This window comes from Bacterioplanes sanyensis (genome assembly GCF_014652515.1).
Lineage (GTDB): Bacteria > Pseudomonadota > Gammaproteobacteria > Pseudomonadales > Oceanobacteraceae > Bacterioplanes > Bacterioplanes sanyensis.
The window spans coordinates 81,329-101,898 of sequence record NZ_BMYY01000006.1 but is presented as its reverse complement, the minus strand read 5'-3'; the positions used below and the strand labels follow the sequence as shown (position 1 = coordinate 101,898).

Here is a 20,570-nt window from a genome sequence, read left to right as displayed (position 1 = left end):
AGCTGCCGTTTGCCCCCCCCCCCCATTCGGCACACACTCGCCCAGCCCTAAAACGCAAGGGTGATAAGGCATCAGCGCCGGCGCATAAATTGCCCTGGCGTTGCGGCTGTGAGCTTTTTAAATACACGCTGAAAATGCGCCTGATCTGTAAAGCCTGATGCTAGCGCCACCTCCGCAATGCTCAAGCCTTGGCGTAACAATACTTTGCTCTGCTGGATGCGCTGGTCCAACCAATAAGCGTGCGGCGCCAGACCAAACTGACGTTTAAAAGCCCGGACCAAATGGCCTTCACTGCAACCAGCAAGCTGGGCCAACTGGGCTAATGTGGGAGCGCTCTCCTGCGCGTGTTGCAGTTGCTGCGCAACTTGATTCAAGGCTTGCGGCGCAGGCGCATGGGTTTCAACCTGAGGTTCGGGCTTCTGCGCCAAATACAAAAATAAGTCGGACAAAAACTCCAACAAGGCCGAGGCTTTGTCCAGTAGCTCGCCTTGCTCGTCGATTAAAATATTGGCCATTTGCTGGTAGCGCTCAAACCACAGCGAAGGGCCGGCAATCACCGCCGTGTCGATATCCTGCCACTGCTCACCTGACAGCTGGCCTAGTTCCGCGCGTAGCTGCACCAACCAAGGAGTATCGACATACAACATCCAGTAGCCCCAAGCATCGCTGATGGGGTTGCAAACGTGCACCCATTGAGGGTTCATCAATACCAAATCGCCGCTGTGTATATCGAACTGCTGATCACGGTAATCAAAGCTGCTGTGGCCATTAATAATGGCGCCCATCGACCATTGCCTATGGCTATGCGGTGCATAACAAACGTTGCGCCCCTCTTTAACCAAACGTAACTCGACGTGAGGCAAGCGCTCATCGCGCCAGAAAATATGTTGGTCTTTCATAGTAAAAAGCTACTTTGCTCCTGTGCTGTCACCCGATACCAATAACAGCGAACTAAGCACAGACAATTGCCCAGCAAGCTTATAGGGTTCAACACCCTAAAGATAGCGTGAGCTATTTTGCTCGCTCTTGGCTAAAAGCGATACTGAGCTGAGGTAATAAACTGATTCATCGATTCACACCAAACAATCACGCTGTTGTAACGCTGCAAGTCGATGGCATTAAAGCGCACATCAAAACCGTTGAAGCTGCGCACATCACCAACGTTCAGCATGCGCTCTTTTAAGCGTAAAAAGTCGGCCTCGGTTTCGACAAACTCGGGCGAGAAATATAAGCGATAATCTGGCCCTGGCGACAGCGAGCCCTGAAACGAAACAAAATCACGCCCAACCAGCACCTCACCCTGGCCGCGATGCAGCCAATCGCTGTCTTGACGCTGATGATCAAATGCCGTGCGATACACCACCTGCTGCTCACGTTGCTGCCAAAGCTCTGCGCTCGGAGGCGCCTCGGCAATCAAAATCGGCAGGGTATAAATACCCGCAGCAAAGGCGAATACCGCCACTAGGCCGTGGCTAAGCAGCAGCGTGATTAACTTTTTCAATGCAGTAATCTCCAGTCAAATGGGTAGTTGCTGTTGAGTCGCCACAGCTTCTAGATTCTTACAGTGTGGCAATGCCTGGGCGAACAGGTGACAATGACAGCACAGTCGCTGGAAGCCGGTGTTTATGCTGCACATTAACCAACTGAATAAAAGTTTTGATCAGCCCGACGGCAAGGTCAGTGTGTTGCAGCAAGCATCGCTGCAGCTGGAAGCTGGCCAGTCGGCGGCGCTGCTGGGCGAAAGCGGCAGCGGTAAAAGCACGCTATTGCACTTAATTGCTGGTTTAGATCGCGCCGACGGTGGTGAAATTTGGCTGCAACAACAGCCACTGCATCAGTTCAGTGATGAGCAATTTAATCAATTGCGCCGCACTCAACTCAGCCTGATTTTTCAGCAATACCATCTGGTCCCGACCCTCTCTGTGTTCGACAACCTGTCACTGCAAGCGCGTTTAACAGGCAACCTTGACGATGACTTTCGCCAGCACCTCATTGCAACACTTGGCTTAGGGCCGCTACTCAAACGCTTGCCGCAGCAGCTGTCCGGGGGCCAACAACAGCGCGTGGCCATCGCCCGCAGCCTGCTGCACCGCCCTGCTTTGGTATTGGCCGATGAACCCACCGGCAATCTGGATGAAAACACCAGCCAGCAAGTGATGCAGCTGCTCAGTCAGTTGGTGCGCGATAACGGCAGCAGTTTGCTGATGGTCACCCACAGCCCGGCCATGGCCGCCTATTGCGATCACAGCTGGCGTCTGCAGCATGGCCGATTAGAAGCGGAGCTGTCAGCGTGAAGCCGTTTTTATGAGGTTGCTGTTGTGAGATCGCTGCTATGAGATCGTTGTTATGGAGCTGGCTAACACTGCTTAGCCATTATCGCCGCCACCCCAGCCAAACGCTGTTTTTACTGCTCGGCCTGATTACCGGCGTGGCCCTGTGGTCGGCAGTGCACATCATTAATGCCCATGCCCGCGCCAGCTATGCCGAGGCCGACCAGCTACTCGACGCTCAGGCCAGCCATTGGATTCAAGCCCCCAATGGCAGGGTGGCGTTAAGCGATTATGTCGCCCTGCGCCGCGCCGGGTTTCGCCAAGTCTACCCAGTGCTAGAGCTGCGCTTGAGCACGCTAGACAACCAGCCACTGACGCTGATTGCCACGGATTTAATGGCCATGAGCGCCAGCCGCACAAGCCCAACCCAAGAGCAGAGCAATAGCCGCGTCGATATGCGCGCCTGGTCACAACTGAGCCAGCCGCCTTACGCCGTGTGGGTGCCCGCCAGCCTGGCCAACTCGCTGCCATTACAGGCCGGGCAACGATTAACCCTGCGCGATGGCCGCCAGCTGCCACCGGCCGTGACTGATAGCCAGCCACGCCAAGGCCAACGCCTGTTTATGGACATAGGTGCAGCGGCCATCACCTTGGGCGAAACCCATCTCAGCTATTTGGCCGTCGGGGCCATTGACCCCGCCGAACTTAAGCGGCTGGATCAATGGCTTAATCAATACGCCCCCCAGCTCAAACGTCGCAGCAATCAGCAACCGTTAGATTTAACCGAGCTGACCGCCAGCTTGCACATTCACCTCAACGCCATGAGCTTGCTGGCCTTTGCCGTTGGCCTGTTTATTGTGTTTAACGCCGTGCGCTTTGCCCTGCACAGCCGCGCCAGCACATTGACCACACTGCGTGAACTGGGAGTGAGCGCCCGCACACTCACCAGCGCCATTGTGCTGGAGGGTTTTACCCTGAGCTTAATCGGCACCGCACTGGGGCTGGCTGCGGGCTTTGGCCTAAGCCAGTTATTACTGCCCGCCGTCGCGGCAACCCTGCAACATCTTTATGGCGCCGTGTTGGATCAGCGCTTATTGCTACAGCCTCAGGTATTGCTGCAGGCCTGGCTGCTCACCAGTGTTGGGCTATTGATGGCCTTGGTATGGCCGCTATGGCAGCGCAGCCGCCAGGGCGTGCTGGCGCAGCGCCAAGGCGTAGACGTGTTGCAGCAAGAACAGCGCAGTCAACGCCGCCTAGCCATCAGCGCCGCAGTTTTGCTGGCAATAGCGCTGCTGTCTTACCCCTGGCTTAATTCACTCGCTCATGGCTTTGCCTTGTTGGCGGCACTGTTGTTTGCTGGCGCCTGGCTGCTGCCCTGGCTGGCAAGCCAGTGTCTGCATTGGCTTAGCCAAAACGCCAAGCCTGGGCTGGCGCAATGGTGTTGGGCAGAAGGGCAAGTTCAACTAGGGCCGCTGCGCCCGGCGCTGATGGCCATGCTACTGGCACTCACCGCCAACTTTGGCGTCGATAATCTGGTCGGCTCGTTTCGCCAAGCGTTGGATAACTGGCTGCAGCAACGCATTGCTGCCGATGTCTACGTGCAAAGCGAGCAGCTCGATGCCCACCAGCTCAGCCAATACGCTTGGCTGCTGGATAGCCATGAGCGCAATGGTTTGCGTCTGCGCTGGCAAGGCCGCCCGACTCTGATTCGCGGCCTCGACCCCAGCGCGCCCGATGTGCAACAGCTGCCCATGGCCAGCCAGAGTTATCCACAAGGCGGCGCAGCTTGGCCTGACGACGGCATTTTGGCCAATGAGCAAGTGCAACACCTAGCCGGTAAACAGCTCGGCGATGTTATTTATTTGCCGCTTGGCAATGGTGAGCAACAGCGCTTTACCCTTGCCGGTTTTTACTACGATTATGGCAACCCCTATTTTCAGTTTTATCTGCCTTATCAGCGCGTGGCACAGCTGTGGCCGAATGCACAGCCTCAAGGGCTGGCACTGTGGCTAGATGAAGACGCCAATATGACAGAGGTCGAACAGGCGTTAGTTGAGGCCGGTGCCCAGCCGGGTGATTGGATCGATCGCCGCGCCATATTGCAGCTTTCGCTGCGGATTTTTGATCGCACCTTTGCCATGACGGCTGCCATCAATACCCTGACCTTTGCCGTTGCCGGTATCGCCTTATTGGCCGCCTTGCTTGCGATTCATCAGCAGCGTTTACCGCACTATGCCCACTGGCGTGCTATGGGAGTAAGTTGGCGCGAGTGGCTGCAACTCACGGCGGTGCCATTGGCACTGTGCTTAATGCTCACCTGGGTATTGTCCATTCCCCTGGGCAGCGCGCTGGCCTGGTTATTGATTCATGACATCAACGTGTTGTCGTTTGGTTGGACCATGCCGCTGCAATGGCAAGGCCGACCTGCGCTGCTATTGGCGCTGTTGTGTTTGGGTGTAACCGCTATCGCCTTTGCCATCGCCGCCTTGCAAGTGCGCCAGCGTCTACCTTATGCGTTAAAGCAATTGGGGGCCGACGAATGAAGCAGTGGTTTTGCTCAGTGCCAGTGCTGGCGTTATTGCTGTGGGCTGGGCCTGGCTATGGCCAACAGGCAAATGACGTTTATCAGGTATTGCGCGATGGCGACGGTGCCGCCCAGTTTGCGCCGGTAGTGCCGGGCTATACATTAGACTTTCCGCAGGATCACGGCCCCCACCCGGATTTTCGCATCGAATGGTGGTACTTAACCGCCAACCTCGAGGGTGCCAACGGCCAACATTATGGTGTGCACTTTACTCTTTTTCGCCAGGCGCTGTTTGCTCAGCAACAGGGCCTAGAACATGCCTCGCCTTGGGCCAGTGGCCAAAGCTGGATGGCGCACGCCGCTATTAGCCAAGGCGATAAACACCTGTACGAAGAACGCTTTGCCCGCGGCGGCATTGGTCAGGCCGGTGTGCAATCACAACCTGTATTTGACGCCTGGTTGGACGACTGGCAGTGGCTGGGGGATGGCCCGTCACCACTGCCGGGCCAATTAACGCTTAGTATTCAGGGCCAGCCGCTCACACTGCAACTCAGCAGCAATAAGCCTTGGGTATTGCACGGCGAGCAAGGCTTTAGCCAAAAATCCGAGCAAGGTCAGGCCAGTTATTATTACAGCCAGCCCAGCATCAATATTGTTGGCCAGTGGCAGCCCCGTACTGGCGATAGCGTCGCATTAACGGGCCAGGGTTGGCTCGATCGCGAATGGAGCTCACAGCCGTTGGCAGAAAATCAAAGCGGTTGGGATTGGTTTTCACTGCAACTGGCCGACGGCCATAAACTGATGGCCTTTCGTCTACGCCACAGCGATACGGAGCAACATTATTATTCCGGCAGCTGGATCACGCCCGAGCACAAGGTCACGCCATTAAATAGCGATGATATTCAACTAACGCCCACGGGGTTTGACGTTATTGATACCGCCCAAGGCGAAAAACGCATTCCCACCGGCTGGCAACTGTCATTGCCAACGTTAAAACGTCAGTGGCAAATTAAAGCCCGCTCCGCCAATGCCTGGCTGGATACTTTATTCCCCTACTGGGAAGGGCCGGTACAGGTGTTCGACAATAAACAAGCCGTGGGCGTCGGCTATTTGGAAATGACGGGGTATTAAGATGCCTGAAGGGCTCACCTGAGACATCCTATGGCTTGGCATGTTCACGAGCAGAAGCTCTTAGCCGCAGCAAAACTGTGGCTAAGAGCACCGTGACTCAAAAATCTTAATCAAAAAACTGGTCAAAAAACTCAGTCAAATCGCCAGCCATATTTATAAACCAGATGAGTACTCACCAGCTCAGAACGATCGTAAAAAACACTGCTTAGTTCCAATGCATGATAGGAACCAGCACCATCCATACCGAAAAACAAACCTGCACCCAGCAACTCCACATCGTCCACAATGTCGACGGCCGCGCCACCGTATTCGCCTCCATATTCAATCATTCTTGCACGCCCTAGGCCAACAAACCCATAAGGAGATACACGACCAATCGCATCACCTTTGATCGTTAAATCTACGAAGCGTACTCGTGAATCAATCTTGCGATCGATTTCTCCGTCTCCGGCATCCGTGTAACCATGAGAGTCCAGCAAATAATTTACTCCCGCATACACGTGGGGCGTTAATTCAAACTTAAGCTCAAGAGGTAAAACAGCCCCCACACGCTCTGTCGTATAATGCTCCGGCAGTCCTCCCATGTGTGAAAGTCCCAAACCTCCCTGGATGAGTAGAGTAGGGGCATCATTCGCTTGCGCTACCTGAGCAATAAAAAAATAAAAAATACCGAGAAATTTTTTCATATTGCTTTCCTTTACCAATAACGGTGTGTGTAAGCGGTAGTACCAACAGCCTCTCCAAAACAGCTATCAGCCAGTACAAGATATTCCATAGTATTGGAATCAATAATCTGATAGCGATATTTTGCTTCGCAGGCAATCGAGGGTACGAAAATCGATACTTCATTCCCGGATACTTGATAGAACCCTGCTGCGATAAATTGAGAGCCAACGCCACTCTGGGTGCGATCAAAGCATCCACCGAAATTATTAACGGGGCATCGATCTTCCATTTCGAATCCGTGGACCAAACCAGCTTCCAGAAAACTGATACCATCGGTGTCCAATAGTCGGCAGTTGTCCTGAAGTCCTTGCTCACAGGTAGCCCAAACGCCACCGACTAAAATACTATTTAATTCGGTGTTATCGGAATCAGGTATATTTCCAGGTTCGTCCCCTGAATTACCATCTGAGCCAGAGTCATCACCGGCTACCGTGTCTCGACTACTGCTTATATAAGGCACACCATCAAGTGTGACATCACCCGTGTAGCGTCGCATGTAGTAAGTCTCACCAGCAGTAAAACCAAGACACTGGTCTGTTACTACGGTAAAGCTATCAACTTGATCATCTAGCGTCCGCAAGCGGTAGTGCGTCTGACAAGAATCACCGTTCAGCTGAAACCCAAAGGTTAAATCCGAGCCATTAAACTGAAATTGACCACTAATTCGAGCATTAATATCAATTAAATCTTGTTGTTGGTGAAAACAATTACCATAATCCGTAATCGGACAATGATAATCAGCTAATTCAATAGATTTCACTGTACCGTCTTGCATAAATTGCAAGCCATCATCATCAAGTATTGAGCAGCCATCATTCATACCCAACTCGCAGGGAAACCAAATGCCTTGCTGCAGGGCTTGTGTAGAGCTTTGCTCCGAAGACCCCGAGCCACCGCTACCACCGCAGCCTGCTAATATCGCTGCCAGCATTAAAACTAAGATTATGCGCATAACCTCTCCTTTTTTTGAGGGCAGGTTATCCATAGCAGCATGATGCGCCCATGGGTTGATCAACCCATTTTCTAACCCAGTGTTACAGCCATCCCCAACGTGCTGCCAATACTGCGGCATGCGTGGTATTGCGCGCTTGCAACTTCTGCAAGCCAGAAGCCACGTGTTTACGTACCGTGCTGATACCAATCATGAGTTGCTTTGCCACTTCATCGTATGTCAGCCCAGCAGCCAGCCACTGCAGCACCTCGCGCTCTCGGCGAGTGATTGGATAATATATGGCAGGACTTAAGCACTGTCGTGATGACTCGAATAGCGCATCGTTAACCGCATATAGCAAGTGAAGGATATCTTTTTGATGAGCCTGCCACAGTGGAAGAAAGTCGCTTTCCGTTCCTGCAAAGCGCACACTCACAACGCCCACCTCTCCCAACGAGTTGCGACAAGGAAGTGTGACACCACTGATCAACCCAGCACTGCGAGCTTCTTGATATACATTCCGTTCAGACCGAGATAACCCAGATGAAACACCTCGGCTTGGCCATAAGTAGGGTGTGTCTTGACCGCTTAGGCAATGCTTCAACGGCGCATCATTGGCTACTAGGTTTTGGCGGGCATAATAATCTAACCAGTCGCTATCAAAAGTTGAGAACCAGTATCGCTCTATATCTAATTCCGCAGATTGCAAACACCCAGGGAGAGGCACAAACAGACACTGATCAAAGCCGACATTTGCCAGCGCATTGCTGACCTGCTGACGTCGCTCCTCCAAACTCTGCCCTTGTGTCAACTGATAGGCAGGCTCCAACCAATCGGCCTTCATATCTGTACCGTCCCTAACGTATGTAAGAATTATTGTTTCCGGCATTGAATCTTACCGGCACCGCAGCCATCAGAGAGTGTCGCATCGCGACATTTCCTACCCGACCTTTCTTGACAGACATTCACCAAGTTTGAATGGCAAGTCGCCCCAACACTGATAAATTGATAAGACTGCCTGATATTAATGCTCATCGGTCCGCGCCGATTTGAGAGCGATCTTCAGGATCAATATCCTGATCCTTTGTCACAAAACTGTCATAAGGAGCGTGAGGACCATGTTGTTATCTGACTCCCGGGTTCCGATTCAACTGCAACCCCAGCTGCGTACAACGGTACGCGCGTTTATTCAGCAAGGCGATCAACTGCTGATGGTGCAAAAATACAGCCCAGAAAAAGGCGTATACTTTGGCCTGCCCGGCGGCGAGCAAGAGGCCGACGAGTCTCTCGAACAGGCGGTAGTCCGAGAATGCAAAGAAGAACTGTCAGCCAAAGTTAACATTGGCCCCATGTTGTGGGTGGCAGACTATTACCGTAAACGCAGCGGCTGCAAAGATGTTTACCGACACATTATCGATCACGTGTTTCAATGCGAACTCAAAGGCAACTACACCCCGAAAAATGGCCCAGAGCCGGATCGTCACCAGCAATCTGTGGTGTGGGTACCCATTGACGCTCTACACGATGTGTACTTGGCAGAGCCTTATTTACTCGAGCGCTTAGCCAACATAAGCGCCGCACCCTCCGCTTATGTTGGCGCCTTCCACGACGACCCGAATAGCTGACCCGCCATCCACTGAGTGCTAACCTGTGCTGGCTCACGTACCATCGGCCGTGGCCAATGACAGGGAGACAGCATGAGTCACGAGTTTTTATTGCTACGCCATGGCAAGTCCGCCTGGCCTGAGCACTGCCCAGATATCAGCCGGCCGCTAAAAAAACGTGGCCGCCGCGACGCCGAGCGCATTGGCGCCTGGCTGTGGCAGCACGAGTGCATTCCCACCAGCATCATTGCCTCTCACGCCGCCCGCGCGCAGCAAACCGCCCACTGGTGCGCCAAGGCCATGGGCATTAGCCCAGGGCGCATTAGCTTAGATCAACGCTTGTATATGGCCACCCCAGCCACCCTATTAGAGGTGCTGGCTGAACGCCTGGCAGACACGCCGACGGCCGTGCCGCAGCGGCCGTTACTGGTGGGCCACAACCCTGGATTGGAGCAGCTGATCGAACAGCTGTGCGATACAGCGCCGCCCTATCCTGCAGACAACAAGTTGATGCCCACCGCCAGTCTGGCCTGGTTTAAATTATTGCCACACCAGCAACTGCCCGAATTACAACAAACGCAGCTCAAGCAGCTGGTGCGTGCGCGTGAATTGCCGCGCGAGTTCCCTTTTCGTAGCGGCCAAGGGCTAGAGTGGCGACCCAAACCCGCCTATTGGTATTCACAAGTCGCCGTGGTTCCTTTGCGCCGCCAACCCTTAGGCAGCGAAGTTTTGTTAGTTCGCAGCCGAGGCGATAAAAAATGGACCCTATGCCAGGGGCCAGCGGGCCAATTTGCGGACGACAGCGCCGCCGCCTTGGCCTTGCAGCAAGCCGGGGTTGAAAGCAGTCGCCCGCCGACCCCAGTCAGCGATATTGATATTCATAAATGGGGCGGCAATTGCCATATTCAGGTTTTTAGCCTGGAGGTCAGCATCGAGCACGAACCCTGGCCGCAACAACAACAGCAGCAACGCCAACGGCGCTGGGTGCCCTTACACCAAGCGGCGGACTGGGTCGATGATGACTACTGGATTCCACTATTGCAGTATCTACAGCACCAAGAGCAACAGCGTCGCCGCCGCTGACCATCGGCGGCTCACATGGGTCGTGTTAGCGCGGCCAGTAAAGCGCTACAGTGACAGCACCGTGATAACGATAAGAGAGAAAAATTATGATGTTATTGGTCGCCGGCCTGATCATTTTTTTAGGCGTGCATTCGACTAATTTATTGGCGCCGCACTGGCGTGAGCAAAAAATCCAACAATATGGGCCACTGGCCTGGAAAGGCGTTTATGCGCTGGCCTCGATTATCGGCTTTGTTTTATTGGTAAAAGGCTATGCCATGGCACGGATGGAGCCCACCTGGCTGTGGTTAGCACCCACCTGGACACGCCACCTCGCCGCACTGATTACCCTACCCGCCTTTATTTTGTTGCTGGCCACCTATGTGCCTGGCACACATATCAAAGCCCGTATTGGCCATCCTATGTTACTGGCGACCAAGGTATGGGCACTGGCGCATTTATTGGCCAATGGTGGCCTGCACGATGTGCTGCTATTTGGCGGCTTTTTGGCCTGGGCGGTGTTTGGTTTTATTGTATTGCACAAGCGTGACCGCGCCGCTGGCAAACAATACCCGGCTGTTGGTATAGCTCGCGATGCCATCGCTGTGGTGCTTGGTCTAGTGGCCTGGGCGGCCTTTGCCATGGTGGGGCATGTTTGGTTAATTGGCGTGGCGCCGTTTGGGGGGTAGGAGTTATTGGCCTTTTGGGGGAGCGTTAAATAAGAGCGGTGCAAATAGCTTTCAAACGCCACCCCCTATGCCCTCTTTGAGGTTATCCCTCACGCCGGGCGGGCGAGCTCCCTGCTTTGCGCTGCGCAGGCCGTTAATCCTTCGTTGCCAATGCTGTGGTCGCCGCAACACAAAAAGCCTACGTCCTTGTAGGCCTTTTGTTGGTGCTGCCGTCCGGGCAGCCCCTGCGGGCACAGCCATTGCCAACTCCGGCGGCCTGCTAAGGCGCGGGAAACCTGATCGCAAGAACGCGCTTAGAGCAGGGGGAGCAGGGGTGGGTGTCTCGTTTGTGTATTTCTCGTTTGTGTATTTTAAGAATGTAACGCCGCGATAACTGGCTTGGGTATAAGAGGCGGCTTTTTTGGCACAAAAAAGATGACGCTTTACCCAAGTCCATGTTCATTGCCTTGTTATGCATAACCCTTGTTTGAGCAATAAACCTTCAGAGCACTGTGAATAATCACACCCTGTGTCTTGTTAAACTCATAGACATCAGTAGCTGGTTCTCTATGCTTAAAATAAACGTATCCATTATCACCCATACCTCCAATCAAAGACCTATAGAACATGTCTTCAATCAATTCACTAGCTGACACGCCAGAGCAATTGCGGTTAATAATAGATATTGCGTCTTGGTAGGTTATAGATCGTAACTTAGGGTTTTTAAGTTCCGAACTAATTTCGCCAAAGGCATTAAATATTGTTGCTATTTGCTCGGATGAATAAAAGCACGAAAATTCATTTTTAATCTCATTTACCACTTCTTCGCAATATCGTCCTATCAGATGATTAACGTCAACTTTGGACAGAGGGAACTTATATTTATGCTGAGATAACGGCTTAAAAAATAGCAACAGGTCTCGTGGACGAAAGAACGTATGATCTAGAATATATTTAAAGCTAGATTTTGTAGAATCCTGAGCTCCTCCAAAAGGATCTTCCACCAATGAAAGCCAAGGGTCCATAGAATTTACATCAATTACCTCATCACTAAAGGCGAAACCTATCCGTTTATTAATGAACTTTCGAATATTCAATTGGAGCTCATCATCTCCACCGTGATATTCATCTTGATACCAATTTATAGGAACCGAGTAAGAAGAAAATATTTTTGCAGTGTCAGAGGTAGCAGATGCAACATTTTTACTAATATCATCCCTTAAAAGGATAACTACTTTTGAATCAAGATTGTTCTTGGCGAAAAACTCGTTATTAATTTCTTTTGATACACGGAGTAGAGAAATTAGTGAATTAACGGTACTTTCATTGTTTGCATCGAAAACGATATCTAAGTCATCAAAAAAAAGAACGTAGCTATTGTTATTCTCTCGCTCAGAATGACTTTTAAGAACTTTTAACAAGACCTCTTTTAGGTGCGGTATTAGCTTGTAAAACGGAGCTTTTTCCTGTCTTATCTCTAAGCTCTTATTCATCTTGCTGGTAAAAAAACGCTTCAAATAATTAATATTTATATCAAAGCCTTGCTTTCTAATAAGTTCTTTGACCTCCGACTCTCTTATATCGATATATCCTGAGTTCTTAGATATAAAGTGTTTAAGGAGGTCATATTCCTTAGCGTTTTGTGCAGCTTGGTTGTCAGAAAACATCTTTAAAACATTCGTCAATATAAGCCACTTATATAGGTTTTCTTTTTCTATCTCATGGCCATTTTCTATGCCTAGCTGCACTATTTGCTCTAAATTGGATTCTCCTTGACGAATAAACCTTGCAAATAAATTAGCCTGATCTTCTGCTATAGAACATATATGCTCTGCAAAAGCACTTTTTCCGGCCCCTTTTCTGCCAACTACAATAAACTTCTCATTTGCCAATGCTCCAATAAGGTCGCAATGGTCTTCATATACCTTAGACAGTGGCATACGAGAATTAGGTAAGGCTTCAGCCTCAGCTTCAGGAGAGCCAAGAAAAACACTTCCATTTACGCCCTTTCTATTTCTTGAAAGTTGGCCAAAGACCATATTCAACTCCTTTAGTGATGTAGTCTATTTTTCAGACGCATAACAGTTTAATAGTGTGCGTGCCTGTTTTTCCAGCTAGAACCATTCGAGCTGTCTCTGCCAACCTATTGATTTTCAGCTGGATATCTTCCTTTCTTTCACATTCCCTCCTGGAAAAACGTGCTTGCCTACTATCCACGCCTCAAAGTTCTGGTGCTCAACGGCTAACTCACTGATTTATCAAGTATTTAAGCTACCACCCTATGGGAACACAGGCAAGCGGACCGGAAAAACGTGCCAGCTTTTTGTTACTCTAAAAAATATACTGGTTATATAAACAGTGTCTCTTTACATTGAGTCTCAAGTAACAAGCCGGACACCTATTCCATTTCCTAAGGCAAGCCGCTCAACTCTCGGTTTCTCGCCCAGGTTTTCTGCGCCTTAGCAGGCAGTAACAAGCCGGACACCCACTCCATTTCCTAAGGCTAGCCGCTCAGCTCTCGGTTTCTCGCCCAGGTTTTCCGCGCCTTAGCAGGCCGCCTGAGTTGGCAATGGCTGTGCCCGCAGGGGCTGCCTGGACGGCAGCACCAGCCAACATCCTGCCGGGATGCAGGCTGTTGGCGTTGCGGCGACCACAGCATTGGCAACTCAGGATTCACGGCCTGCGCAGCGCAAAGCAGGGAGTTCGCCCGTCCGGCGTGAGGGATAAGATCCCTCAAGGAGGACATAGGATTTAGCGTTGAAAATCGCTCATACGCGAGCCCGACTCAAATGCTCACTTACTATTTGTAAGCGGCACGGAGCATAACCAAGACATCCAACCTCAGCTCTGAACTCGCTCTTGCGCCCTGGTTTTCCGCGCCTTAGCAGGCCGCCTGAGTTGGCTATGGCTGTGCCCGCAGGGGCTGCCCGGACGGCAGCACCAGCCAACATCCTGCCGGGATGCAGGCTGTTGGCGTTGCGGCGACCACAGCATTGGCAACTCAGGATTCACGGCCTGCGCAGCGCAAAGCAGGGAGCTCGCCCGTCCGGCGTGAGGGATAAGATCCCTCAAGGAGGACATAGGATTTTTCAGCGATCACAATAACGAAAATAGGGAGTCTGCTGCCATCGCAGCAATAAGAAAGCTGTGGCTCAGCGCAATACTTACCCACACCTAGACAGCCCCCTCCCCCACCTTTATCCTGACTGTTTTACTCAGGTTTAGGCCATGCAGATTCCCTTTCGCAATAGCTACGCCCGCTTGCCCGAGCACTTTTATGCCGCCACTCAGCCAACGCCGGTGGCTGAGCCACAGTTAATCGCGTTTAACAGTGCTTTAGCCGAGCAGCTGGGCATTGACACCCGCCAAGCCAGCGATGAGGAGCTGGCACAGTGGTTTGCGGGCAATCGCCTGCCCGAAGGCGCTGAGCCTATCGCCATGGCCTATTGCGGCCATCAGTTTGGTCAGTTAAACCCGCAATTGGGCGATGGCCGCGCGCTGCTGTTAGGCGAGGTGGTGAATGACCAGGGGCTGCGCTTTGATATGCAATTAAAAGGCAGCGGTCGCACACCGTTTTCGCGTGGTGGTGATGGCCGCTCACCCATAGGGCCGGTATTGCGCGAGTATTTATTGTGCGAGGCCATGCACGCTCTCGGTGTGCCCACCACGCGCGCCCTGGCGGCGGTCGCCAGCGGTGAAACGGTGGTGCGCGAGCGGCTAGAGCCTGGTGCGGTGTTTACTCGCGTTGCCGCCAGCCATATTCGTGTGGGTACCTTTCAATATTTTGCTTTGCGCCGCGATCTCGATGCGTTAAAGACCTTGGCCGATCATGTCATTGAGCGACACTTTCCTCAGGTTCTTTGCTCGCCAGCAGCAAACAGCGAGCAGCCTTACTTAGAATTATTAAGCAGCGTATGCACAGCCCAAGCAGAGCTGATTGCTCACTGGATGCAGTTGGGTTTTATTCACGGTGTGATGAATACCGATAATATGACGGTGAGCGGCGAAACCATCGACTATGGCCCCTGCGCTTTTATGGACACCTACCGCAAAGACCAGGTGTTTAGCTCCATTGATCGTGGCGGTCGCTACGCCTTTCACAATCAGCCCGCCATTGGCCAGTGGAACCTGGCGCGCCTAGCCGAAACATTATTGCCATTAATCAGCGACGATGAGCAAACGGCGGTAGAGCTGGCGACTGAATGCCTGGAGCAATATTCGCAGTTCCATCAGAACACTTGGCTGAATGGCATGCGTCGCAAGCTGGGGTTGAGCACAGAGCATGATGGTGACAGCGCCTTAGTAGATGACCTATTAGCTCTACTGGAGCAAGGCGAGGTGGATTACACCTTGTTTTTCCGCCGTTTATCTTGGCTTTGTGGCGAGGATGAAAACAGCGATGCTTATCGCAACGTAGCTGAGTTGTTTAATCGCCCGGAACTATTTAACGACTGGCATGTGCGCTGGCAACAGCGCCAAGCGGAAGACGCACTGTTACCTGAGCAGCAACAACAGCAAATGCTGGCCACTAACCCGGCCTATATTCCACGCAACCACAGAGTCGCTGAGGTCATTAAAGCCGCAGAAGAAGACGGCGATTTACGCCCGTTTCATAAGCTACTCGAGATTGTTACTCAGCCGTTTGATGAACAGCCAGAGCGCCTTGCCTACCAGCAACCACCGGCCGAGGGCGAGAAGGTTTTAAAAACATTTTGCGGTACCTAAAAAAACGGGCGCTTAAGCGCCCGTTATCGTGTGATCGCTAATATTACTGACAACCACTGTGCGGCGTGTTTAATACCACATCGGCAATATGCTGTTGATAGCCTTCAGCAGTGATGGCTTGCGTACCATTAATGCCGGCATTTTTACCAATCATGTAAGTCTCTGACAGTGGAATACCAACATTGGCAAAGGCTTCGGCATCGGTATCGGCATTGCCATAAGCACGCACAAACTCAACACCGGCATCTTGCATGGCCTGCATGACTTCGGTTTTGTACTGCGCGGTTTCAAACAAGCCTTGCTGATTGGCAAAGGTAGTGCGCAGGGTAAAGTCTGGCAGATTTAATGTGTCACGCAGCCAACGACGAGTGCCTTTGGCGTACCAATAAGTGCGGGCGGTGACGAATACCGGATGATAACCGCGATCGATGTATTCCTGCACCAGCTGGCCTGCCGCCGGACGCGGATCTGCCGCTTCGATGCCGGTGTAATCCAGAATTTGCTCCAGGTCGCTCTTGGTCAGGGTTTCATCAATATCAAATACCACGGCTTTGCGGCCCGGCTCAACGGCGGTTAAATACACGTCGGTGTAACTTAAATCGCCCAGCACCACCATGCGTACCACATATTGGCCTTCTTGCTGGCCATCTACCGGTACAAAAATTTTGCCATCATCATTGGTGGTGAACTGACCTAGGTACTGCCAATCGTCTTTACCGGTGCCAGTCAAAAATGCCTGTACGGGCTCACCTTCTAGGTCTTTATGAAATACTGCGCCGTAGTCGAACTTACCCACCAGCGAGGTGGCTTGGCCGGCACTGACGATTTTGTCATGGCCCATATGAAAGGGTTTATCTAAGGCCAGTAGGCGATTGCCAAAATGCGTGAAATCCTGCTGTTGCGGAAAGTTAAACTCAGGTGCTTGCTGCACTGCGGCATAGTCGGTACAAGCGATTACGCCATCGTTAATAACGTCAATATCGTCGCCATTTGCATCACCCACATCCTTGGGGTTGGTCATCGCACAGGCTGACACCGCCAAGCCGCACATGGCGGCAAAGACGGCTGTATTCAACAGGGATTTTCGTAGTGAGAAGCGAGACATAAAGACCTCTTTTTTTATGAGTGAAAATGACTGGTTGCTAGGCTCAGTAACCTGCATGTTATGCATTAAAAATTGATGACAGTTATGCGTCAGCGTCTTCAGTTCAATCGAGTATGCTCTGGTCTTCAAGTGCCAAGTGAGCCAGTTCGTCAGGCTGACGCAAATGGACAAAGCGGGCACAATCACTGTACAGCCGCCGTCGAACACACCACAATAAACTGACCAATTAGACAGGATTACATCATGACTTACCCCCGCGATCTGCTTGGCTATGGCCAAACGCCGCCGCATGCTGCTTGGCCCAACCAGGCGCGCATCGCGGTGCAGTTTGTTATCAACTATGAAGAAGGCGGTGAAAACTGTGTTTTGCACGGTGATGCCGCTTCTGAGGCGTTTTTATCCGAAATCGTCGGCGCCCAGGCACTGGCAGGGGTGCGCCACATGAACATGGAGTCTATTTACGAGTATGGCGCTCGTGCTGGCTTTTGGCGGCTGCACCGGCTGTTTACTGAGCGTGGCTTGCCGGTGACGGTGTTTGGTGTGGCCATGGCTTTAGAGCGCAACCCCGAGGTGGTCGATGCCATGCTGCAAGCCGATTGGGAAATTGCCTCCCATGGCCTGCGTTGGATCGACTATCAGTACGTGCCAGAAGACGTTGAGCGCGAGCACATTCGCCAAGCACTGGACATTCATAAACGCCTTACCGGGCGCTACCCAGAGGGTTGGTACACAGGTCGCATGAGCCCCAATACCCGCCGCCTAATATGCGAAGAAGGCGAGTTTTTATACGACGCCGACAGCTACGCCGATGAGCTGCCTTATTGGGTGACAGAAAATGGCAAACCGCATTTGGTGGTGCCCTACACACTAGATGCCAACGACATGCGCTTTGCCACCAACCAGGGGTTTAATAGCGGCGAGCAGTTTTTTCAGTATTTAAAAGACAGTTTTGATGTGCTCTATGCCGAAGGCGAACACAGCCCCAAAATGCTCAGTATTGGCCTGCACTGCCGCTTAGTCGGTCGGCCAGGGCGCGCGGCGGCGCTGATTCGCTTTTTGGATTATATCCAACAATACGATCAGGTTTGGGTGTGTCGGCGCGCCGATATTGCCCGCCACTGGCACCAATATCACCCGGCAGCCTGATTCTTTAAACGTCACTACGCAGCAGCGCCATGGACAGTGTATCTAAGTATGAGCCGTTGACATAAACGGCTTGGCGCTGCCGCCCTTCAAGTTCAAAGCCGAAAGATTGGTATAATGCGATGGCGCCGTCATTATTCGCATGTACCGACAGCTCGACACGAAGAATATTTAGCCAATTAAAACAAAAATCCAGTAGATGCTGCATTAATAGCCGAGCCACACCGCGTCGTCGATAACTGCTTGATACTGCCAAGCCAAACGAGGCGATGTGTTTTATTCTGGGCTTGGCGGCATTGCGGATGCATAAATGCCCCATTACATTGCCATCGTCATCGCAGGCCACAAAGTTGTGTGCCATCTGCCTTAACAGATTATCAAACTCAGAGCGTGACATAGACGGCAAATAGGCATTATTGGCCAACACATCCGGTTCTAAATAGATGCGATACAAGGCATCGGCATCCCCCTCTTGCAAGGGGCGAACCTTCATTGCTGCTCCTCCAGCCAGCGCTTACGGCTTAAGCCATAAACAGCATGATCGACCACTCGGCCGTTAAGGTTTTCTGCCCGGCTGATAATGCCTTCCAGAGCAAACCCTAAGCGCTCACACACCGCACGGCTTGGCAGATTTTCTTCGGCCGCAGAGATTTGTACCTGCTGCATGGCCAACTCGTTAAATGCTATCTCGATTAAGCTGGCCACGGCTCGAGTCACGATGCCTTTGCCCTGGTAGTCTTGACGCAGCCAATAGCCAATTTCGACTTTTTTAAGGCCATGGTTGATGCTGTTAAAGCTGATGTTGCCGACCACTTGCCCTAAATACAGAATGGCGCAGGTTAACGATTTGCCATCGGCATAATCATGCAGTGAGCTTTTAATAAACGTCAGAAAAAAGGCTTCACCGTCTGCCAACTGCGGCCAAGCCAGCCACTGTGATAAATACTCTCGCTGCTGCTCAACAATCACCCAGTATTCTTTGGCAAAGCTGGGTTGAACCAGTGCTAAGGTGATTTCGTCATCGACTATCTTGCTAAACATTCTATTCCTTGATGCTGATCTGTGATGGCAATAAGAGCTTTGCCATCAGCCATTCATTAATGGTGTTGCCCTTTATTTTTATGCTACCACGCTTTAGGCCTTCTTTTTCAAAGCCCATGCGCTGATACAAAGCGATGGCAGCCAGGTTGTGCTCCATCACGGTCAGCTCCAAACGCTGCAAGCCTTGCTTTTCCGCCCAGGCTTGCATATGCATCATCAATTGTGTGCCAATGCCCTGACCCGCCCAGGCCTGACTCACACCAATCACACAGTTAGCGACATGGCAATTACGCTGCCACGGGTTGCCGATGCAAGCCACAAAGCCCAGCAATTCAGAGTCATGTTCCGCAACAAACATGCGTTGATTATGACTTTGATTAAAACGCTGCAAGGCCAGGGTTTGATCCTCTACAGAGGTGGGCCGCTCGCCCGGCTCAAACAGCATAAACTGTGTTTCTTGATCCAGTTTTTGGAACAAATCAATCAGAGCCTGAGCATCATGCTGCTCTGCCGTTCGAACAACCACTGTCATGGATAGACCTTGTCAAAATGCTCTAATACCAGCTCAGAGTCTTCATTAAACTCGGTGCCCACTTCCTCGGCATACTGGCTAAAGAACTTCATATGCGCATCGCGCCACCATTCATAGCTGCCATCGCCCTCGCCTTCTGCTGCCGCAAACTCTGGCTCCACTTGATTAAAAGGGCAAATAGTGACCTTACTGGTGCGAATAATACACACCGGCTGCTGGCTCCAGTTCAGTACCAGAGTTAAGCGCCCCACAGCCGGTAACGGCTCATGTTCGATCTCATACGCCGCTTTTAAACTGCAGGTGGCTGTCTTTTGGCCAATATTGATCAGCCGAGCGCATTCATTGGCGTTATATTCATCGGCGCAAAAGTGCTCAGCGAATATTTGTACTGCTTGCTCCGCTTCAGGCAGTGAAGTTAGGTAGCGAGTAACAAATTCGTGTTGCTCGGGTGTAAGGTTATTCATCATCTCTCTTTTTTCATCAGGCCATCGTTAGCCGCTTGCTCTAGCTTGGGTCGTATCACTTGCCAAAGCGCATCGCTGCCTTTGCCAATGCGAGTATTAACCGCCAATACCTGCTCTAAGCTAATACCATGTTGCTTCCAACTGTGGCCATCACCGTGCAGGTTGTGAAGTAGCGGCGGTACACGATCAATGGCCCTAGCATAAACGGCATCGGCTGTGTCACCGGTTTCAAATTCTATCCACAAGTCTAACAGTGGCTGGCGCATCGACTCCGGTAGCAAGGCCAATAAGCGCTCAACCCCTTGCTGCTCTAGCTGTTTATTTTCGACGGTTTCACTGGCGTAGATAATGGTGTCGCCTGCATCGATTTCGCCCAGATCATGAATTAACAGCATCTTCATCACCCGCTCAATATCGACGTTTTCATTGGCATAGTCTTTAAATAAAAGCGCGGTTAAACAGGCGTGCCAGCTGTGCTCGGCGGAGTTTTCATAGCGCTCCAGCCCAACGGGCTTAGTTTTGCGCTGCACATCTTTGAGCTGTTCAATCGCCACGACAAAATCAAGAATTTGCTGTATTTCTGCCATAGCACGGCTCCTGTTTACCCAAAACGAGCAGTATGCCACAACAAGGGGTTATTACAG

General features: G+C 51.8%; 20 protein-coding genes. 8 read left to right on the top strand and 12 right to left on the bottom strand.

Annotated elements, in window-relative coordinates:
- Positions 1-71: 71 nt before the first annotated feature.
- Together IE090_RS10610 and IE090_RS10605 are read right to left on the bottom strand one after the other, a co-directional pair.
- Positions 72-899, bottom strand: a complete 828-nt coding sequence (locus IE090_RS10610) for a helix-turn-helix transcriptional regulator (protein ID WP_189388359.1) — start codon at positions 897-899, stop codon at positions 72-74.
- 131 nt (positions 900-1,030) lie between these two features.
- Positions 1,031-1,501, bottom strand: coding sequence for a DM13 domain-containing protein (locus IE090_RS10605; RefSeq protein WP_189388358.1), 471 nt, complete (start codon positions 1,499-1,501; stop codon positions 1,031-1,033).
- Between the two features lie 124 nt (positions 1,502-1,625).
- Here IE090_RS10605 and IE090_RS10600 point away from each other — a divergent pair, with 124 nt between their 5' ends.
- The 3 genes from IE090_RS10600 to IE090_RS10590 are packed head-to-tail and all read left to right on the top strand — an operon-like array spanning position 1,626 to position 5,925.
- Entirely contained in the window at positions 1,626-2,294 is a 669-nt protein-coding gene (locus IE090_RS10600) for an ABC transporter ATP-binding protein (RefSeq protein ID WP_189388357.1), read from the top strand.
- Between the two features lie 38 nt (positions 2,295-2,332).
- Positions 2,333-4,813, top strand: a complete 2,481-nt coding sequence (locus tag IE090_RS10595; protein ID WP_189388356.1) for an ABC transporter permease — start codon at positions 2,333-2,335, stop codon at positions 4,811-4,813.
- Positions 4,810-5,925 (top strand): lipocalin-like domain-containing protein, encoded by a 1,116-nt coding sequence (locus IE090_RS10590; protein WP_189388355.1) that lies wholly within the window; start codon positions 4,810-4,812, stop codon positions 5,923-5,925. Before IE090_RS10595 ends, IE090_RS10590 begins: the two co-directional genes overlap by 4 nt.
- 131 nt (positions 5,926-6,056) lie before the next feature.
- On the opposite strand, the gene IE090_RS10585 is transcribed toward IE090_RS10590, so the two are convergent.
- The 3 genes from IE090_RS10585 to IE090_RS10575 all read right to left on the bottom strand — a co-directional run bounded on the left by IE090_RS10585 (position 6,057) and on the right by IE090_RS10575 (position 8,426).
- A complete protein-coding gene (locus tag IE090_RS10585) occupies positions 6,057-6,611 on the bottom strand; it encodes a hypothetical protein (RefSeq protein WP_189388354.1) in 555 nt (184 codons plus the stop codon).
- An 11-nt stretch (positions 6,612-6,622) separates the two neighbouring features.
- Entirely contained in the window at positions 6,623-7,603 is a 981-nt protein-coding gene (locus IE090_RS10580) for a hypothetical protein (protein WP_189388353.1), read from the bottom strand.
- 82 nt (positions 7,604-7,685) lie between these two features.
- The gene (locus tag IE090_RS10575) at positions 7,686-8,426 is read right to left on the bottom strand and encodes a LuxR family transcriptional regulator (RefSeq protein ID WP_189388352.1); all 741 of its coding nucleotides are present in this window, start codon (positions 8,424-8,426) and stop codon (positions 7,686-7,688) included.
- A 274-nt stretch (positions 8,427-8,700) separates the two neighbouring features.
- On the opposite strand from IE090_RS10575, the gene IE090_RS10570 reads away from it, so the two are divergent.
- From IE090_RS10570 to IE090_RS10560, 3 genes are all read left to right on the top strand, one after another.
- The gene (locus tag IE090_RS10570) at positions 8,701-9,207 is read left to right on the top strand and encodes an NUDIX domain-containing protein (RefSeq protein WP_189388351.1); all 507 of its coding nucleotides are present in this window, start codon (positions 8,701-8,703) and stop codon (positions 9,205-9,207) included.
- A 72-nt stretch (positions 9,208-9,279) separates the two neighbouring features.
- Positions 9,280-10,269 carry a histidine phosphatase family protein gene (locus IE090_RS10565; protein ID WP_189388350.1) on the top strand — a complete coding sequence of 330 codons (990 nt, stop codon included), beginning with the start codon at positions 9,280-9,282 and terminating at the stop codon, positions 10,267-10,269.
- A gap of 86 nt (positions 10,270-10,355) precedes the next feature.
- Positions 10,356-10,937 carry an NnrU family protein gene (locus IE090_RS10560; protein ID WP_189388349.1) on the top strand — a complete coding sequence of 194 codons (582 nt, stop codon included), beginning with the start codon at positions 10,356-10,358 and terminating at the stop codon, positions 10,935-10,937.
- Between the two features lie 449 nt (positions 10,938-11,386).
- Here IE090_RS10560 and IE090_RS10555 read toward each other — a convergent pair whose 3' ends face one another.
- Positions 11,387-12,955 carry a P-loop ATPase, Sll1717 family gene (locus IE090_RS10555; RefSeq protein ID WP_189388348.1) on the bottom strand — a complete coding sequence of 523 codons (1,569 nt, stop codon included), beginning with the start codon at positions 12,953-12,955 and terminating at the stop codon, positions 11,387-11,389.
- A 1,189-nt stretch (positions 12,956-14,144) separates the two neighbouring features.
- On the opposite strand from IE090_RS10555, the gene IE090_RS10550 reads away from it, so the two are divergent.
- Positions 14,145-15,641: a protein adenylyltransferase SelO gene (locus tag IE090_RS10550; RefSeq protein WP_189388347.1), complete on the top strand. Its 1,497-nt coding sequence runs from the start codon at positions 14,145-14,147 to the stop codon at positions 15,639-15,641.
- Between the two features lie 43 nt (positions 15,642-15,684).
- On the opposite strand, the gene IE090_RS10545 is transcribed toward IE090_RS10550, so the two are convergent.
- Positions 15,685-16,746 carry a lipin/Ned1/Smp2 family protein gene (locus IE090_RS10545; RefSeq protein WP_189388346.1) on the bottom strand — a complete coding sequence of 354 codons (1,062 nt, stop codon included), beginning with the start codon at positions 16,744-16,746 and terminating at the stop codon, positions 15,685-15,687.
- Positions 16,747-16,989: 243 nt separating this feature from the next.
- Here IE090_RS10545 and puuE point away from each other — a divergent pair, with 243 nt between their 5' ends.
- A complete protein-coding gene (puuE, locus tag IE090_RS10540; RefSeq protein WP_189388345.1) occupies positions 16,990-17,892 on the top strand; it encodes an allantoinase PuuE in 903 nt (300 codons plus the stop codon).
- Positions 17,893-17,896: 4 nt separating this feature from the next.
- Here the strand turns inward: puuE and IE090_RS10535 are convergent, their stop codons facing one another.
- The 5 genes from IE090_RS10535 to IE090_RS10515 are packed head-to-tail and all read right to left on the bottom strand — an operon-like array spanning position 17,897 to position 20,513.
- Positions 17,897-18,382, bottom strand: a complete 486-nt coding sequence (locus IE090_RS10535) for a GNAT family N-acetyltransferase (protein WP_189388344.1) — start codon at positions 18,380-18,382, stop codon at positions 17,897-17,899.
- Positions 18,379-18,930, bottom strand: a complete 552-nt coding sequence (locus IE090_RS10530) for a GNAT family N-acetyltransferase (protein WP_189388343.1) — start codon at positions 18,928-18,930, stop codon at positions 18,379-18,381. Before IE090_RS10530 ends, IE090_RS10535 begins: the two co-directional genes overlap by 4 nt.
- A 1-nt stretch (position 18,931) precedes the next feature.
- The gene (locus IE090_RS10525; RefSeq protein WP_189388342.1) at positions 18,932-19,462 is read right to left on the bottom strand and encodes a GNAT family N-acetyltransferase; all 531 of its coding nucleotides are present in this window, start codon (positions 19,460-19,462) and stop codon (positions 18,932-18,934) included.
- Entirely contained in the window at positions 19,459-19,926 is a 468-nt protein-coding gene (locus IE090_RS10520) for an ASCH domain-containing protein (RefSeq protein ID WP_189388341.1), read from the bottom strand. The genes IE090_RS10525 and IE090_RS10520 overlap by 4 nt, the downstream gene beginning before the upstream one ends.
- Complete coding sequence (locus tag IE090_RS10515; RefSeq protein WP_189388340.1) at positions 19,926-20,513, bottom strand: HD domain-containing protein; 588 nt, start codon at positions 20,511-20,513, stop codon at positions 19,926-19,928. Before IE090_RS10515 ends, IE090_RS10520 begins: the two co-directional genes overlap by 1 nt.
- Positions 20,514-20,570: the final 57 nt, after the last annotated feature.

What these genes read in the sequence shown, in the direction of transcription:
- IE090_RS10610 (WP_189388359.1), bottom strand. Translation starts at nt 899, where the DNA reads ATGAAAGACCAACATATTTTCTGGCGCGATGAGCGCTTGCCTCACGTC.
- IE090_RS10600 (WP_189388357.1), top strand. Translation starts at nt 1,626, where the DNA reads ATGCTGCACATTAACCAACTGAATAAAAGTTTTGATCAGCCCGACGGC.
- IE090_RS10595 (WP_189388356.1), top strand. Translation starts at nt 2,333, where the DNA reads ATGAGATCGTTGTTATGGAGCTGGCTAACACTGCTTAGCCATTATCGC.
- IE090_RS10590 (WP_189388355.1), top strand. Translation starts at nt 4,810, where the DNA reads ATGAAGCAGTGGTTTTGCTCAGTGCCAGTGCTGGCGTTATTGCTGTGG.
- IE090_RS10585 (WP_189388354.1), bottom strand. Translation starts at nt 6,611, where the DNA reads ATGAAAAAATTTCTCGGTATTTTTTATTTTTTTATTGCTCAGGTAGCG.
- IE090_RS10580 (WP_189388353.1), bottom strand. Translation starts at nt 7,603, where the DNA reads ATGCGCATAATCTTAGTTTTAATGCTGGCAGCGATATTAGCAGGCTGC.
- IE090_RS10575 (WP_189388352.1), bottom strand. Translation starts at nt 8,426, where the DNA reads ATGAAGGCCGATTGGTTGGAGCCTGCCTATCAGTTGACACAAGGGCAG.
- IE090_RS10570 (WP_189388351.1), top strand. Translation starts at nt 8,701, where the DNA reads ATGTTGTTATCTGACTCCCGGGTTCCGATTCAACTGCAACCCCAGCTG.
- IE090_RS10565 (WP_189388350.1), top strand. Translation starts at nt 9,280, where the DNA reads ATGAGTCACGAGTTTTTATTGCTACGCCATGGCAAGTCCGCCTGGCCT.
- IE090_RS10560 (WP_189388349.1), top strand. Translation starts at nt 10,356, where the DNA reads ATGATGTTATTGGTCGCCGGCCTGATCATTTTTTTAGGCGTGCATTCG.
- IE090_RS10555 (WP_189388348.1), bottom strand. Translation starts at nt 12,955, where the DNA reads ATGGTCTTTGGCCAACTTTCAAGAAATAGAAAGGGCGTAAATGGAAGT.
- IE090_RS10550 (WP_189388347.1), top strand. Translation starts at nt 14,145, where the DNA reads ATGCAGATTCCCTTTCGCAATAGCTACGCCCGCTTGCCCGAGCACTTT.
- IE090_RS10545 (WP_189388346.1), bottom strand. Translation starts at nt 16,746, where the DNA reads ATGTCTCGCTTCTCACTACGAAAATCCCTGTTGAATACAGCCGTCTTT.
- puuE (WP_189388345.1), top strand. Translation starts at nt 16,990, where the DNA reads ATGACTTACCCCCGCGATCTGCTTGGCTATGGCCAAACGCCGCCGCAT.
- IE090_RS10535 (WP_189388344.1), bottom strand. Translation starts at nt 18,382, where the DNA reads ATGAAGGTTCGCCCCTTGCAAGAGGGGGATGCCGATGCCTTGTATCGC.
- IE090_RS10530 (WP_189388343.1), bottom strand. Translation starts at nt 18,930, where the DNA reads ATGTTTAGCAAGATAGTCGATGACGAAATCACCTTAGCACTGGTTCAA.
- IE090_RS10525 (WP_189388342.1), bottom strand. Translation starts at nt 19,462, where the DNA reads ATGACAGTGGTTGTTCGAACGGCAGAGCAGCATGATGCTCAGGCTCTG.
- IE090_RS10520 (WP_189388341.1), bottom strand. Translation starts at nt 19,926, where the DNA reads ATGAATAACCTTACACCCGAGCAACACGAATTTGTTACTCGCTACCTA.
- IE090_RS10515 (WP_189388340.1), bottom strand. Translation starts at nt 20,513, where the DNA reads ATGGCAGAAATACAGCAAATTCTTGATTTTGTCGTGGCGATTGAACAG.